Origin of the sequence: Micromonospora marina, assembly GCF_900091565.1 — a bacterium.
Classification (GTDB): domain Bacteria; phylum Actinomycetota; class Actinomycetes; order Mycobacteriales; family Micromonosporaceae; genus Micromonospora; species Micromonospora marina.
The window spans coordinates 74,776-88,864 of the sequence record NZ_FMCV01000027.1; the positions used below are offsets into that span (position 1 = coordinate 74,776).

General features: G+C 76.0%; 11 protein-coding genes. 1 reads left to right on the forward strand and 10 read right to left on the reverse strand.

From position 1 onward, the window contains the following. Window positions 1-2: 2 nt before the first annotated feature. The 4 genes from GA0070215_RS24890 to GA0070215_RS24905 form a co-directional block, all read right to left on the reverse strand. On the reverse strand, window positions 3-464 hold the full coding sequence (locus GA0070215_RS24890) for a DUF948 domain-containing protein (RefSeq protein WP_043324962.1): 462 nt from the start codon (window positions 462-464) through the stop codon (window positions 3-5). Between the two features lie 146 nt (window positions 465-610). Next, window positions 611-1,261 (reverse strand): hypothetical protein, encoded by a 651-nt coding sequence (locus GA0070215_RS29755; RefSeq protein WP_341845027.1) that lies wholly within the window; start codon window positions 1,259-1,261, stop codon window positions 611-613. A gap of 2,909 nt (window positions 1,262-4,170) precedes the next feature. Beyond that, a complete protein-coding gene (locus GA0070215_RS24900) occupies window positions 4,171-5,661 on the reverse strand; it encodes a replication-associated recombination protein A (RefSeq protein ID WP_018785055.1) in 1,491 nt (496 codons plus the stop codon). Window positions 5,662-5,735: 74 nt separating this feature from the next. Then, a complete protein-coding gene (locus GA0070215_RS24905; RefSeq protein WP_018785054.1) occupies window positions 5,736-5,948 on the reverse strand; it encodes a hypothetical protein in 213 nt (70 codons plus the stop codon). 133 nt (window positions 5,949-6,081) lie between these two features. Between GA0070215_RS24905 and GA0070215_RS24910 the strand changes: the two genes are divergently transcribed. Further along, on the forward strand, window positions 6,082-6,822 hold the full coding sequence (locus tag GA0070215_RS24910) for a GNAT family N-acetyltransferase (protein ID WP_091050459.1): 741 nt from the start codon (window positions 6,082-6,084) through the stop codon (window positions 6,820-6,822). A 302-nt stretch (window positions 6,823-7,124) separates the two neighbouring features. Here the strand turns inward: GA0070215_RS24910 and GA0070215_RS24915 are convergent, their stop codons facing one another. The 6 genes from GA0070215_RS24915 to GA0070215_RS29600 form a co-directional block, all read right to left on the reverse strand. Next, entirely contained in the window at window positions 7,125-8,543 is a 1,419-nt protein-coding gene (locus tag GA0070215_RS24915; protein ID WP_091050463.1) for an MFS transporter, read from the reverse strand. Further along, on the reverse strand, window positions 8,540-9,163 hold the full coding sequence (locus tag GA0070215_RS24920; protein ID WP_018785051.1) for a helix-turn-helix domain-containing protein: 624 nt from the start codon (window positions 9,161-9,163) through the stop codon (window positions 8,540-8,542). Before GA0070215_RS24920 ends, GA0070215_RS24915 begins: the two co-directional genes overlap by 4 nt. Before the next feature lie 61 nt (window positions 9,164-9,224). Further along, a complete protein-coding gene (locus tag GA0070215_RS24925) occupies window positions 9,225-10,034 on the reverse strand; it encodes an SDR family oxidoreductase (RefSeq protein WP_091050467.1) in 810 nt (269 codons plus the stop codon). Between the two features lie 64 nt (window positions 10,035-10,098). Then, window positions 10,099-11,904, reverse strand: a complete 1,806-nt coding sequence (gene aspS / locus GA0070215_RS24930) for an aspartate--tRNA ligase (protein WP_091050470.1) — start codon at window positions 11,902-11,904, stop codon at window positions 10,099-10,101. A 244-nt stretch (window positions 11,905-12,148) separates the two neighbouring features. After that, complete coding sequence (locus GA0070215_RS24935; protein WP_091050474.1) at window positions 12,149-13,195, reverse strand: S1 family peptidase; 1,047 nt, start codon at window positions 13,193-13,195, stop codon at window positions 12,149-12,151. A gap of 191 nt (window positions 13,196-13,386) precedes the next feature. Next, window positions 13,387-13,518: a hypothetical protein gene (locus GA0070215_RS29600; protein ID WP_279616582.1), complete on the reverse strand. Its 132-nt coding sequence runs from the start codon at window positions 13,516-13,518 to the stop codon at window positions 13,387-13,389. Window positions 13,519-14,089: the final 571 nt, after the last annotated feature.

Here is a 14,089-nt window from a genome sequence, read left to right on the forward strand (position 1 = left end):
GGTCAGCGGTTGCCGCGCTTGGCGGCGCGACGCTGCTGCTTGATCGTGTCGCGCACCTCGCGCTCGGTTTCGGCGTGCCGGCGGGCGGAGGCGGCCCGGCGCACGCCGTACCCGAACGCGGCCACCTTGACCAGCGGGTTCGCGGCGGCGGCGGAGACCACGGTGGCCAGGTTCGCCACGTTGGCGGTGACGTTCTGCGCGTGGCTGGTCATGGTGTCCACCTTGGCGAGCTGGAGGTTCACCCCGTCCAGCGAGGTCTGCACCTGCTCCAGCGCCACGTTGACGTTCTTCACAGTGGTGTTCACGTCACCGAGCAGCGGCGCGGTGCGGTCGTTGAGCTCGTTGATCATGCGGGTTGTCGCGTCCACGGTGTGCCGCAGCCGCAGGATCGGCACCGCCAGCACGAGCACCAGCATCAGGAACGCGCCGGCCAGAACCAGCCAAGCGACCTCGCTACCGTTCACGCGCACGTCCTCCTCAAGCAGTGTCCCGGGACCCGACGCCCCGGAACGCGCGACCGTACCTACCCCATTCGCGCCACGCCGACCCGGTCACCGGGCGCGGACGGGCGTGCCAGCACCAGACCCTACCGTCCGTGATGAAAGTCGGCTCACGACGGTGAGGGGGTCGCCTCGCCCAGCGGGTCGTCGGTCAGGGTCGGGTACGGATCCTCGCCGGTGAGTGACGGGTCGGTGGTCGGTGTCGGTCCGGTGCGCTCGTCGTCGATCGCGTTGCGCACCTTCACCGACACCAACGAGCCGGTGCACTCCGCCGCTGCGGGCGTTGCAGGTGCGGTCGGCGCCGGTGCCCCGTCCACCGGCGGAGGCGTGCAGGTGCGGTCGCGTACCCACAGGTCGAGCGTCAGTTCGTCCCGCCGCCAGCAGGTGTAGCTGCCCGGAACCTTCTCGTCCGGGCAGCGGTCGACCTTCCAGCGCCGCCACCCGTCCCCGGCCAGCGCCTGCTCGTAGACCGGGACCGTCTCCTTCCACCCCTGCTCCGACTCGAGGGAACGTTCACGCAGCCGGCAGTCCTGCAGGCACCAGCGGCTGCCGCTGACGTTGTCGACCACGTTGCTCTGCGCCCAGGCGGGCACCGCGAGCCCGTCGAGGGTGTCGAAGACCGGATCGCGGCTCAGCGTCCGCATCCCGAAGTAGATCGGCACCGCGCCCAACAGCACGAGGCTGACCAGGGCGAGGATGCCCAGCCGCAGCCGGTTGCGTTCGCGCACCTGCCGGTGCAGCTCGGATCGTGCGCCGCGCAGCCCACCGGCCTCCGCGCCGCCGTCGTCGTCCCGTCCGGGACCGGCGGGCCGTGGCCCCGCGGGCTCCCCCGGGGGTACGACCACAGCCGCCCGGGCCGCCGCCGGTGTCGCCGCGTTGCCCGGTCCGGGCCGGTCCGGCTCCGATCCGGGTGGCGTCGCGCGTCCGGTGGTCCGCTCGTCCGGCGCGACCGGGCGGGCGACACCGGCTGCCGCGCGGGCGGTCACCGGCGCACCGGGCGGCACCGGGCCGGCTCCGGGGCGGCCCGCACCGACCGGCATCCCACCGGTGCGCTCGGCGTCGCCGCGCGGACCAGGGCCGGCCGGGCCACCACCCGGACGGCCACCACCCGCGGGCATCCCGCCCGTGCGATCGAGGTCGCCGCGGGAACCGGGGCCGGCCGGGCCGGGAGCGGGCGCCGGACCGGGGCGGGCCGCCCCACGGGCCGGACCGGACCTTGCGGGCGACGGGTCGGACGACTGCGGCCTGGCCGGGGGCACCTCCGGGCCGGGCCGGCCGGGGCGGGCCGCCGGTTCGGCGCGCGCCGGCACATCCGGACCGGGCGCTCCGGGCCGCCGGGACGGTGTCCCCGGCTCGGGACGCGCCGGCGGGACGGCGACGCCGGCCCGGACGGCGGGCGCTTCGGAACGGCCGGACGGCTGGTCGGCCGGAGGGCCGCCCGGACGGCGGGTGACCGGCATCGCTGAGTCGGTGTGCGGCGCGCGGCCCGCCTGCCGCAGCCAGTCGGCGGGCCGGTCGGGCCGTTGCGGCCGCGGCTCCCCGGTGTCGTCACGGGCGGCCCGGCGACCGGCCGTCTCGGCGGCCGTGCCGGGGCCGACCGGCTCGTCGGGCGCGGCCCGCCGGCCGCCCGGGACGTCGGGCGTGGCACGGCGGCCGGCGGTCGCGCCGCGGCGGCCGGGGGGCGGGGTCGGGCCGGTCGCCGGACTGCCGGAGACGGGCGCGCCAGGCATGTCCGGTGCGGTCCCGCTGCGCGGGACGGTCGGGGAGCGCTCCGGGCGGCCGGCGCCCGGCGTGGGTACGGCTGCGGATCGGCCACCGGGGGCGGGCACGTGGTGACCGCCGGAGGGCTCGTCGTGCCGGGCGCGTCGCCCGCCGCCGGAGACCGGGACGGCGTCCGGAACGCCTCGTCCGGCCGGCTCGCCGGGTACGGCGCCTTCCGGCGCGGCGCGACGGCCCGCACCGGAGACCGGCCGGGTTCCGGGGGCCACCTCGTCGGGCCGCGCCCGGCGGCCCGCCCCCGAGACCGGTTCCGTGCCGGGTGCCACGTCGTCGGCCCTGGCCCGGCGACCCGCGCCGGAGACCGGCCGGGTGCCGGGCGGTACGTCGTCGGCGCGGGACCGGCGCCCCGCCCCCGAGACGGGCTGCGCACCGGGGGCCACGTCGTCGGGCCGCGCCCGGCGTGCTCCCCCGGGAACGGGCTGGACGGCGTCGGTGTCCTCGGCGCGGACCCGGCGGCCACCACCGGAGACCGGCGGGATGCCGGCGATGTCGTCCGGCCCGGCCCGCCGGCCGCCGGAGGGCGGCGGGACCGTCGGGTCGGCCTGGTGCGGGGCCGCCGGCCCGGCGCCGTGTCGACCCCGGGGCGTCGGCGGTACGCGGGTGTCGCCGTCGACGGGTGCCCGGCCCGGGCCGGACGTCGGCGCGCCGGGCGGTACGCGGGTGCCGGCGACGGGCGGCTGCTGGCCGGTGGGTCCGTCCACCCGACGGCGGTACGGCGCGTCGGCCGGACGGGGCGCCTCGGGCACGCCGGGCCACGGACCGTCGACGGGGCGGCGCGGGGCGCCGGCTTCGGGGCCGCCCGGCCAGGGACCGTCGCCGGCCCGGCGCGGGGCACCGGTCTCGGGACCGCCGGATCGCACCGGCGGCGCGGCCGGACCGGGCGCGTCGGGGCGGCGCATGACCGGCGGGCGCGGGCCGGGCCGGGCACCGCCGGACGGTGTCTCCGGGCCGGGACGGCCACCACCGGAGGGCGCGTCCACGGCCGGCGGGCGGACACCTGGCGGCGTGTCCGCGGCCGGACGCCCGGGAGCCGGAGGCGTGTCGGTGCCGGGCCGGCCCGACGGCCGGGCGGTGTCCACGCCGGGCCGGCCGGGCAGCGGGGCGGTGCCCACGCCGGACCGCCCGGGTGGCGGGGCGGTGCCCACGCCGGACCGCCCGGGTGGCGGAGCCGGCTGGCCGGGCGGGGGCGCCTGAGGGCCCGGTGCCGGGGGCAGGTCGGTACCGGGTCGTCCGGTGACCGGTCCGCCGGGACGGTCGGCGGCGGGGGGCGCGGCCGGGCCTGGACGGCCGGTCACGGGCGGCAGCGTCGGGTCGGTTCGGCCGACCGGAACGGGCCCACCCGGATGGGGCCGGCCGGGCGTGTGCGGCGCGGCGGCCGGCGGCGGAACGGGCCGGCCGGGCGACTGCGGCGGGGCAGCCGGGGGCGGAGCGGCCCGGCCGGGAGCCTGGGGTCCGCCGGTCGGCGGAGTGCCGGGCCGGCCGGCGGACGGGGGTGGCGGAGCCGGCTGGCCGGGCGGCGGCGCCTGCGGGCCCGGTGCCGGGGGCCGCGCAGCCTGCCGACCGGCGGGCGGCATACCGGGGCCGGGTGCGGCGGGCGGCATACCGGGGCCGGGGCCGGGTGCGGCGGCCGGGCGGGGTGGCCGGGACGGCTCGCCGTCCGGCCAGGAGGGCTCGGCGTCGGGCCGCGGCGCGGGGCCGCCCTCGTCCGGTCCGAGTTCACCGCCCTGCTGCTTGGCGGTACGCAGGTCGTCGATCCAGCCGAGTTCCTCGCCGACGACGGTCGGGTCCAGCTCGGGCTCGGCCCGGCCGCGTCCCCACCGGCGGCCCTTGCCGCGCGGGTCGCGCCGCTCGTCGGGGCCGTCCGCCGGCCGCTCCGGACCACGCGCCATCACTACTGACCCCCCTCGGCGGCGTCGCTGCCGCCCTCACTCGCCCCGCCGGCCTGCTCGCCGCCCCCCACCCGGGCCCCGGTCGCGACGGCCGGGGCGCCGGCCTCCGCACGGGTCGCCGGAGCCGGCAGCCCGCGCACGATCCGGCGCAGCAGCGGCAGCCGGGTGGCCACCGCCCGCTCCGCGCCGTGCCCGCTGGGCTGGTAGTAGTCGGTTCCGACGAGGTCGTCCGGAGCGTACTGCTGGGTGACCACCCCCCGGTGGTCGTCGTGCGGGTAGCGGTAGCCGGCCCCGTGGCCGAGGCCCCGCGCGCCGGAGTAGTGGGCGTCGCGCAGCCCGCGCGGCACCGCGCCGCCCCGCCCCGCACGTACGTCGGCGACGGCGGCGCCGATCGCTGTCGTGGCCGAGTTCGACTTCGGTGCGGTCGCCAGGTGGATGACGGCCTGGGCCAGGTTGAGCTGTGCCTCCGGCAGGCCCACGTACTCGACCGCGTGGGCGGCGGCGGTGGCCACCGTCAGCGCGGTGGGATCGGCCATGCCGACGTCCTCACTCGCGAAGATCACCAACCGGCGGGCGACGAACCGGGCGTCCTCGCCGGCCACCAGCATCCGGGCCAGCCAGTGCAGTGCCGCGTCCACGTCGGAGCCGCGCATGCTCTTGATGAACGCGCTCGTCACGTCGTAGTGCGCGTCGCCGTCCCGGTCGTAGCGCACCGCCGCCACGTCGACCGCCTGCTCGGCCACGGCCAGGTCGATCCGGCCGGTGCCCAGCGCGGTCGCGGTGGCCGCCGCCGCCTCCAGTGCGGTGAGCGCCTTGCGCACGTCACCGCCGGCGAGCCGGACCAGGTGGTCCTCCGCCTCCTCGGCCAGGACGAGCGAGCCGCCGAGCCCGCGCTCGTCGGCCACCGCGCGGCGCAGCAGCCCGCGTACGTCGTCGTCGTCGAGCGCCTGGAGGGTGAGCAGCACGCAGCGCGACAGCAGGGGCGAGATGACCGAGAAGTACGGGTTCTCCGTGGTCGCCGCGAGCAGCGTGACCGTGCGGTCCTCGACGGCGGCGAGCAGCGAGTCCTGCTGGGTCTTGCTGAACCGGTGCACCTCGTCGATGAACAACACCGTCGGCGGGCCGCCGGACCGGCGTTGCCGCCGGGCGGTGTCGATCACGGCGCGGACGTCCTTCACGCCGGCGGTCAGCGCGGACATCGCCACGAATCGCCGGTCGGTGGCCCGGGCCACGAGGTGGGCGATGGTGGTCTTGCCGCTGCCCGGCGGCCCCCACAGGATGACCGACATCGGCGCCGCACCCTCGACCAGCTGGCGCAGCGGCGCGCCCGGCGCGAGCAGGTGCTCCTGCCCGACCAGCTCGTCGATGCCGGCCGGCCGCATCCGCACCGGCAGGGGCGAGTCCGCCCGGGCGTCGGTGAAGCCGTCGGCGCCGCCCGCGCCCGCGGGTGCGCCGGCCGGCTCGCCGAGGGTGAAGAGGGCGTCCGATTCCATCACGAGAACAGTACCGGGCCGGGCCGACGACGCCGGAATCGCGCCGCCGCCCCGACCCGGGTGGTCTTTTCCGGTCAGCCGCGACCCGGCCGCCGGCCGCGGTACCACCGGCCGCCACCGCCGCCGCGCGGGCCGGAGCCGACCCCGGCCAGGTAGAGCGAGAGCAGCAGGAAGCCGATGAGCATGAGGGTCGAGGTGCTGAACAGATCGGGGGCGCCGAGGTCGGTGTTCATGAAGTCGAGCAGCAGCGCGAAACCGAACACGATGGCCGCGAGAATGGCGAGCATGTCGTTCCTCCGGTGGGGGTTCCCAGCAGGTCGGCGACGGATGTACCCAATCGGTCTGTTCGTCAATCTCCACCGTGGAACAGGCGGTGACCCGGCCACCGGTACGACCCGGCGGTGCCCATAGGCTGGCGACATGATCACGGTCGACGAGGCGCTGAGCGGGCGGGAGACGCTGCTCACCGCGGCCGGTGACCACCCGTTCGCCCGGCACGCGCTCCGGCCCGGCGAGGCCGTGCACGGATGGCGGCACGGCGGCGCGGTGGGATGGTTGCTCCCGCCGGGCGAGTGGTCGGCCGGCGGCGCGGTCGGCCCGCCCGGCCCGGCGCTCGACGTCTTCGCCGCCCAGCGGGCGGACGGGACGCTGCGGGCCGGCCAGTCGGTCAACCTGTCCCGGGCCGATCCCGACGAGGTGGCCGCGCGTCTGCCGGTGGCCCGGCTGTCGGACTGGGACTTCCTCTGGACCACCGGCCCGCCCCCGCACCAGCCGGAGCAGGAGCGGGTGGTGCGGCTCACCGAGGCCGACCACCCCGCGCTGGCCGCGCTGATCGAGGAGGCGTTCCCGGGCACCACCTCCCGGCCGGGTGACCCGGGCGTCGTCGACTGGTACGGCATCCGCGACGGTGACCGCCTGCTCGCCTGCGGCGCCGATCGCAGCCGCGGCGACATCGGCTTCCTGGCCGGGCTGACGGTCGCGCCCGGGCAGCGCGGCCGGGGGCTGGGCGCGGCGCTGACCGCCGGGATGACGTGTGCCCTGTTCGGCAGGTACGACGCCGTGGCGCTGGGCGTCTACCCGGACAACGTGGGCGCGATCCGGCTGTACCGCCGGCTCGGCTTCACCGCCACCGAGCACCGCACCTCCGTCAAGCTCGCCTGACGCGGCGTCCGCACCCGCACCCGTGATCCCGGTACGCAACGGCCCACCGAGGCCTCGCTGAGGCTGCCAGCCGGCACTGGATCGCGTGAGTGGAACGTCATGGGTGTCAAACGGGGGCGGAGACACCTGTGGCGTTCCACCGAGCCGGGTGGCGGGCCGGGCGTGGGCCGCGCCCGGGTGGCGTGCGGCCCACGCGGTGGCTGAGCGGTCGACGGGGTCGCGCCGGACCTGCTCCCGGGCGACGAACGCCCGGTCGCACCCGGCGGCCGGCGCTACCGGGTGCGAGCGGGCACGGGCACGGGTCAGTCGCGGGCCGTCGGCACGACCACCGGCTCGGCCTCGCCCCGGCCAACGGGCCCACCCCGGCCGGCGGCCCCGTCCCGATCGATCGCGGCGTCGAGGGACGGACCGGCGGGCTCGTACGCCAGGCCGGAGTGACCGGGTCCGCCACCCGTCCCCTCCGGTCCCACCTGCACGTCCGGCGGGGTCCGGCGGGCGGCCCGCCAGGCCGGCAGGTAGAGCGGCGCGGCCACGGCGAGCATCACCGCGCCGACGATCATGGCGACGCTGACGCTCGTGGCGTCGGCCAGCGCGGTCAGCGTCACCGCGCCGAGCGCGCCGGCCGGCTGGGCGGCCATCGAGTTGAGCGAGAGCACGCTCGTCCGGTACGGGCCGTCGACCTGCCGGTGCAGCAGACCCATGTGCAGCGGGTTCGACGCGCCGTGCACGGCGTAGCAGGCCAGGTAGGCGATGAGGATGCCGACCGGTCCGGCCAGCAGGCCCATGCCGACCACCGTCACGCCCTGGAGGATCCGCATCAGCGCGGCGGCCGGGGCGGCGCCGAGGCGGCGCAGCAGGAACGGGGTGAGCGCGGCGCCGGCGGCGTTGGCGAGCCAGGCCGCGGTGCTGGCCGGGCCGAGCAGCGCCGCCGCGCGGCCCGGGTCACCGATGACGTCGGCGAGGCGTACCGGCAGCAGCGACTCGAAGGTGATCATGCCGAATCCCCAGAACAGTTCGACGGCGACCAGGGCCAGCAGCACCCGGTTGCGGCGCAGCAGCCCGACGGCCTGCCCGACCATCCGGGGCGCGCCGACCACCGAGGCGCGTAGCGCGCCCGAGCCGGACGCGGGTCGCCGCTCGGCCATCAGCGACAGCAGGGCCACGATGGAGACGGCCTGGAGTACGGCGGCGACGATCACCGGCAGTGCGAGGGCGCCGACCGGGCCGACCGGGCCGAGCGCGACCAGGCCGCCGCTGAGCAGCGCGCCCGCGCCGATCGCGACGCCGATGACGGTGCCGGCCCAGCCGAGGCCGCGCTCGTACTCGGCCGTCGGGTCGGCGGCCAGCGTGGCGTCGACGTACCAGGATTCGAGCGGGCCGCTGTCGAGCGCCCGGTAGACGCCCTGCAACGCCCAGACCAGGAAGAACATCCAGAACGAGTCGGCCACCGCCATCAGCGCCAGTGAGCCCAGGCCGACCACCCAGGCGGCGGCCAGCACCGGTTTGCGGCCGAGCGCGTCGGCGAAACCGCCGGTGGGCAGTTCAAGCGCCAGCACGACGAGTCCCTGCGCGGTGGCGGCCAGGCCGATCTGGGACAGCGTGAGCCCGCGCTCCTGCATCAGCAGGATCATCACCGGCATGAGCAGGCCGCTGGGCAGCCAGCGCAGTCCGTACAGCGTGAGGTAGCGGAACCGGATCTGGCGTACGGACAGCGCGCTCACGGCTTCCCCTCGGCGGACGGCGGGGCGGACCGCGGGTACGCGGCGTCCATCGGCAGGGCGGCGAGGTAGAACTGCACCGTCTCGGCGTCGGGGTCGTCGGGAGCGGTCTCGTCGCGGTGCCGCTCGAAGACCGCGAAGACCTCCTCCTTGATCGCTTCGAGGCGGGAGACCGGGATGCGCATGAAGAAGTCGCCCATGCCGAATCCGTCACGCCAGGCCGGCGACCACCGGTGCCGCTGGGCGAACCACCGCTCGGCGTGCTGGGCGAAGAAGCGGACGTAGTCCGCCTCGATCCACTCGATGGCGGCGCGCGCGTCCGGGTCGTCGTCGAAGTCGCTTGATTCCCAGTTGGTGACATCGTGCGCGGCCCGCCAGTAGCGCTGCCGGCCGGTGCCGAGGGTCGGGTCCTCGACCACGAGGCCCACCTCGGCGAGCTGCCGCAGGTGGTAGCTGGTCGCGCCGGTGTTGGTGCCGAGTTGTTCGGCCAGCGTGGTGGCGGTGGCCGGGCCGCCCAGGCGCAGCGCCCCGATCAGCCGCATGCGCAGTGGCTGGGCCAGGGCCCGAACCTGCCGGTGGTCGATGCGGACGGCGCGGTCCGCGGGGCGCTTCTTCTCCTCCATGAGATGCACAATATCTGTGCAAACTTTCCATGCACAAGATGCTTGCAAAGAATCTGTGCGACTAGCCGTACAGTTCCGCCACGCCACGCAACCGGGTCCGCAGCAGCCCCGCGGCACGGGTGGAGTCCAGCACCACAGCACCCGGGCGGCGCAGCCCGGCGGCGGCGATCGTGGTCGTCCGCAGCCCGCTCGCGTCCACCCCGTCGTGCCGGGCCACCAGCAGGCCCAGCCCGGCGCGGCTCACCGCGTCCGGCCCGGCCACGTTGAGCAGCCCGGCGTGGTCGCCCGGCACCAGCTCCAGCACCGCGGCGGCGAGGTCGGCGACGTGCACCGGACAGCGCAGCTCGTCGGTGAACAGCGTGGCCCGGCCGGCCAGCGCGTCCCGGCAGAGCTGGATCTGCTTGCTGCCCTCCCCCACGATCAGCGAGGTCCGCACCAGCGCCGCGCCCGGGTCCACCGCCCGCACCGCCGTCTCCGCCGCCGCCTTCGCCGCCCCGTACGGGTGTAGCGGCGTGGGCACGTCCTCGTCCGCGTACGGCGTGGGCCGCCCGGCGTGCAGCGCGTCGCTGGACAGGTGCACCAGCCGGGCGCCCACCTCGGCGGCGGCGACGGCGATGTGGGCCGCCCCGTCCGCGGTGACCGTCCAGTCGTCGTACCGGTAGGGGGTGGCGACGACCGCGTCGGGGCGTACCCGGGTCAGCAGCTCGCGCACGGCGGCGCGGTCGGTCACGTCGAGCCGGTGCGGCGCGACGCCGGGCACCGCGACGGCGGTGGAGTGGTACGTGCCGGCCACCCGGTGCCCGGCGGCGACCGCCTGCCGGCACACCTCGGCGCCGAGGAAGCCGCTGGCTCCCACCACGAGCAGATGCATCAGTCCCCCTGAAGATCGAAAAGGCCCGCGTCATCATGACGCGGGCCTCTCCGGGAAGCGAGGATCAGGTCGGGTCGGCCACCGGGGCGGCCGGGCCGGCGGTGCCGGCGTGCGCACCGGCCGGGGCCTTCGGCTTGGCGTCGATGCCCGCCTCGGCGCGCTGCTGCCCGGTGATCGGGGTGGGCGCGCCGGTCAGCGGGTCGAAGCCGCCCCGGGTCTTCGGGAACGCGATCACCTCGCGGATCGAGTCCGCGCCGGCCAGCAGCATGCAGACCCGGTCCCAGCCGAACGCGATGCCGCCGTGCGGCGGGGCGCCGTACTTGAACGCCTCCAGCAGGAAGCCGAACTTGTCCTGCGCCTCGTCGGCGGTGATGCCGAGCAGGTCGAACACCCGCTGCTGCACGTCGCCCCGGTGGATACGGATCGAGCCGCCGCCGATCTCGTTGCCGTTGCAGACGATGTCGTACGCGTAGGCCAGCGCCCGGTCCGGCGCGTCCTCGAACTTCTCCACCCACTCCGCGTTCGGCGAGGTGAACGGGTGGTGCACGGCGGTCCAGCCGCCGTCGTCCGTCTTCTCGAACATCGGCGCGTCGACCACCCAGCAGAACGCCCAGGCGCTCTCGTCGACCAGGTTCGCCCGCTTGGCGATCTCGATCCGGGCCGCGCCGAGCAGCTCCTGCGCCTCACGGGTGTTGGTGCTCGCGGCGAAGAAGACCGCGTCGCCGGGCTTCGCGCCGACCGCGTCGGCCAGGCCGGACAGGTGCGCCTCGGACAGGTTCTTCGCCACCGGGCCGCGCGGCTCGCCGGTCTCGGCGTCCAGCACCACGTACGCCAGGCCCCGCGCGCCGCGCGCCTTGGCCCAGTCCTGCCAGCCGTCCAACTCCTTGCGGGTCTGGGACGCGCCGCCGGGCATGACCACCGCGCCGACGTAGCCGCCCGCGTCGATCGCGCCGGCGAACACCCGGAACCCGGTGCCGCGCAGGTAGCCGGTCAGCTCGGTCAGCTCGACGCCGTAGCGCAGGTCCGGCTTGTCCGAGCCGTAGCGGGACATGGCGTCGTGCCAGGTGATGCGCGGGATCGGCTGGGCGATCTCGTAGCCGGCGAGGTCCTTCCACAGCGCCGAGACGATCGCCTCGCCGAGGTCGATCACGTCGTCCTCGGTGACGAACGACATCTCGATGTCGAGCTGGGTGAACTCCGGCTGCCGGTCGGCGCGGAAGTCCTCGTCGCGGTAGCAGCGGGCGATCTGGTAGTACCGCTCCATGCCGCCGACCATCAGCAGCTGCTTGAACAGCTGCGGCGACTGCGGCAGCGCGTACCAGCTCCCCGGCTGCAGGCGTACCGGCACCAGGAAGTCCCGGGCGCCCTCCGGGGTGGAGCGGGTCAGCGTCGGCGTCTCGATCTCCAGGAAGTCCCGCTCGTGCAGCACGCCGCGGGCGATCTGGTTGGCCCGCGAGCGCAGCCGCATGGCCTTGGCCGGGCCGCCCCGGCGCAGGTCCAGGTAGCGGTACTTGAGCCGGATGTCGTCGCCGGCCTCGATCTGGTCGTCCACCGGCAGCGGCAGCGGCGCGGCCTCGGAGAGCACCTCCAGCGCGGTCGCGGTCACCTCGACCTCGCCGGTGGGCAGATCCGGGTTCTCGTTGCCCTCCGGGCGGCGGGTCACCTCGCCGACGACCTTGACGCAGAACTCGTTGCGCAGCGCGTGCGCGTCCTCCTCGCGGAAGACCACCTGCACCACGCCGGAGGCGTCGCGCAGGTCGACGAAGATGACACCGCCGTGGTCGCGCCGGCGGGCCACCCACCCGGCGAGCGTCACCGTCGAGCCGGCGTCCGCCGCGCGCAGGCTTCCGGCATTGTGGGTACGGATCACGGCTGGCGTCTCCTCAATCTGGTCCACTCACTGCTCCCCCGCATTCTGTCAGGGCGGGCGGGCCCGCTCCCCGGCACCCGTCGAGCCCGGCCCGTCCCGGGGCGCGGCAGAGCCCGGCGGCGGCGGTCAGTGGTGGCCACTGTGGCCGCGCTCGCGGTCGGTCCGGGCCGCCGGGAGGCGGGCGCCTGACCGGGTACGCGGAACGGGCCGCCGGTCACCCGGCGGCCCGTTCGCGTGCGGTGGTTCAGTAGACGCTGACGCCGTAGCGGCTGAGCGCCTCGGTGACCGGCTGGAAGTAGGTGGTGCCACCGAAGGAGCAGTTGCCGCTGCCGCCGGAGGTGAGGCCGAGCGCGGTGCTGCCGGAGAAGAGCGAGCCGCCGCTGTCGCCGGGCTCGGCGCAGACATTGGTGCGGATGAGGCCGGAGACGCTGCCCTCGGCGTAGTTCACGGTCGCGTTGAGCGCGTTGACGCTGCCGCTGCGCAGGCCGGTGGTGCTGCCGGAGCGCTGCACGCTCTGGCCCACGTAGGCGTTGCCGGCGCCGGTGATGTCGCGGTAGCTGCCGTTGTAGAGGTAGACGTTCCCCGGCTGCGAGCCGCTGCTGTAGCGGACGATGCCGTAGTCGTTACCCGGGAAGCTGGTCCCGGCGCGGGTGCCGAGCAGGCTGGTCTGCGAGGAGTTGCTGTACCAGCTCGACGAGATGTTGGTGCAGTGACCCGCGGTGAGGAAGTAGTAGGTCGAGCCGCTGCGGACGTTGAACCCGAGCGAGCAACGGCCTCCGCCGCCGGCGTAGATGGCCTGGCCGCCGGAGATCCGGGTGCTCAGCACGCCGGCCTCGGCCTCGATCCGGACCGCGCCACCGGTGCGGGCGGCGGCGGCCTTGACCCGCTCCAGCTTGGCGCCGGTGACGGTGCTGTCGACGGAGACGACCACCTGGTTGGTCGCCGGGTCGGTCCACCAGGCGGTGCCCGGGATCTTGGCGGAGCGCTCCAGCTCGCTGGTGGCGGCCCGGAGCTGCTTGGCGCCCCGGGTGACCAGCTTCGGGGTGGCGCCGGCGGCGTGCACCTGCCGGGCGGCGGCGGCGTCGGTCACCGTGACGACCATCTTGCCGCTGGCGTCGGCGTACGCTCCGGCGGCGCGGTCGCCGAGCTTGGCCACGAGCGTGGCGGCGGCGTCGGGCGAGGCGGCGGCGGGGGCCGCCTGGGCGGGGGCGCCGAGCAGAGAGCCGGTGGCCAGGGTGCCGGCCAGAGCGACGGCAGCGGCGCGGCGGAGCGTGGACCTCGTGGGTCGCATGTAACAACCTCCGAAAGGGGGTGAACGGGCGCTGTCATGGGGGCGCGCCCGAGGACAACCCGGGCGACCTGGGGAAACCGCCCGAGTGACCAAAGTATTCACACATTTAAGATCGTAAGCAAGGCAAGATTTTGCCCGGGTTCACGCCAGCGTCCGATGTAACACCTGAGCAACAACACCGACACCATCTGTCAGAGCGGCGGCGGGCGGCGGCAGGCACCCGGGCCCGGGCGGGGCAGCACGTCGCGCGCCCCGGTGATCTCGTGCCCCTCGGCGCAGCGCAACGCGACCCGGACCTCGGCGCCGCAGTCGCGGTGCGCCACGCTCAGCGGCGAGGGTAGCGGTCACCCCACCCGAGCACCGCGACGAGCACCGGCCAGAGGCCCAGACCCATCTCGGTGAGCCGATGCTCGTGGCGCGGCCGGCCGCCTGGTGGCCCACGCCACCTCGACCTGCCTCATCCTCCCCCTCCCCGGCCCTCCTCACCGGTCCCCGGCGATCTTGCAGTTGCGGCCCCCGCTGCGCCGTGTCTGCGGCATTTGCGGGGGCCGTAAGTGCAAGTCACCCGGTCTCTTCGGGACGCCGCGCAGGCGTGAAAATGGTGGGTAGGTCGCCCGCCGACGCCGATCGATCTTGGTCCGTTTGAGGCCGTGTGCAAGTCTGGCGCCGGGGCCACGGACCTCACGGGTCACGCATTGTTGCTTCGAGCACGCCGGTCAGATTTTCGGTTTCCGACCGAGGCCCCCGGGCGGCCTGCCTCCTGGTCGATCACGGGTGCACGGAAGGGAACGAGGGATGGGTGGCAGGCGGGTCGAGGAGATCCCGGACGCCGACAGTGAGCAGGTCTGGCAGCGGGTGTGTGCGGTCGATGTGGCGAAGGAGTCCGGGATGGTG

Excerpts from the sequence above, each read along its gene's own strand:
- GA0070215_RS24900 (WP_018785055.1), bottom strand. The coding sequence starts at position 5,661 with ATGGAATCGGACGCCCTCTTCACCCTCGGCGAGCCGGCCGGCGCACCC.
- GA0070215_RS24905 (WP_018785054.1), bottom strand. The coding sequence starts at position 5,948 with ATGCTCGCCATTCTCGCGGCCATCGTGTTCGGTTTCGCGCTGCTGCTC.
- GA0070215_RS24910 (WP_091050459.1), top strand. The coding sequence starts at position 6,082 with ATGATCACGGTCGACGAGGCGCTGAGCGGGCGGGAGACGCTGCTCACC.
- GA0070215_RS24920 (WP_018785051.1), bottom strand. The coding sequence starts at position 9,163 with ATGGAGGAGAAGAAGCGCCCCGCGGACCGCGCCGTCCGCATCGACCAC.
- GA0070215_RS24925 (WP_091050467.1), bottom strand. The coding sequence starts at position 10,034 with ATGCATCTGCTCGTGGTGGGAGCCAGCGGCTTCCTCGGCGCCGAGGTG.
- GA0070215_RS24935 (WP_091050474.1), bottom strand. The coding sequence starts at position 13,195 with ATGCGACCCACGAGGTCCACGCTCCGCCGCGCCGCTGCCGTCGCTCTG.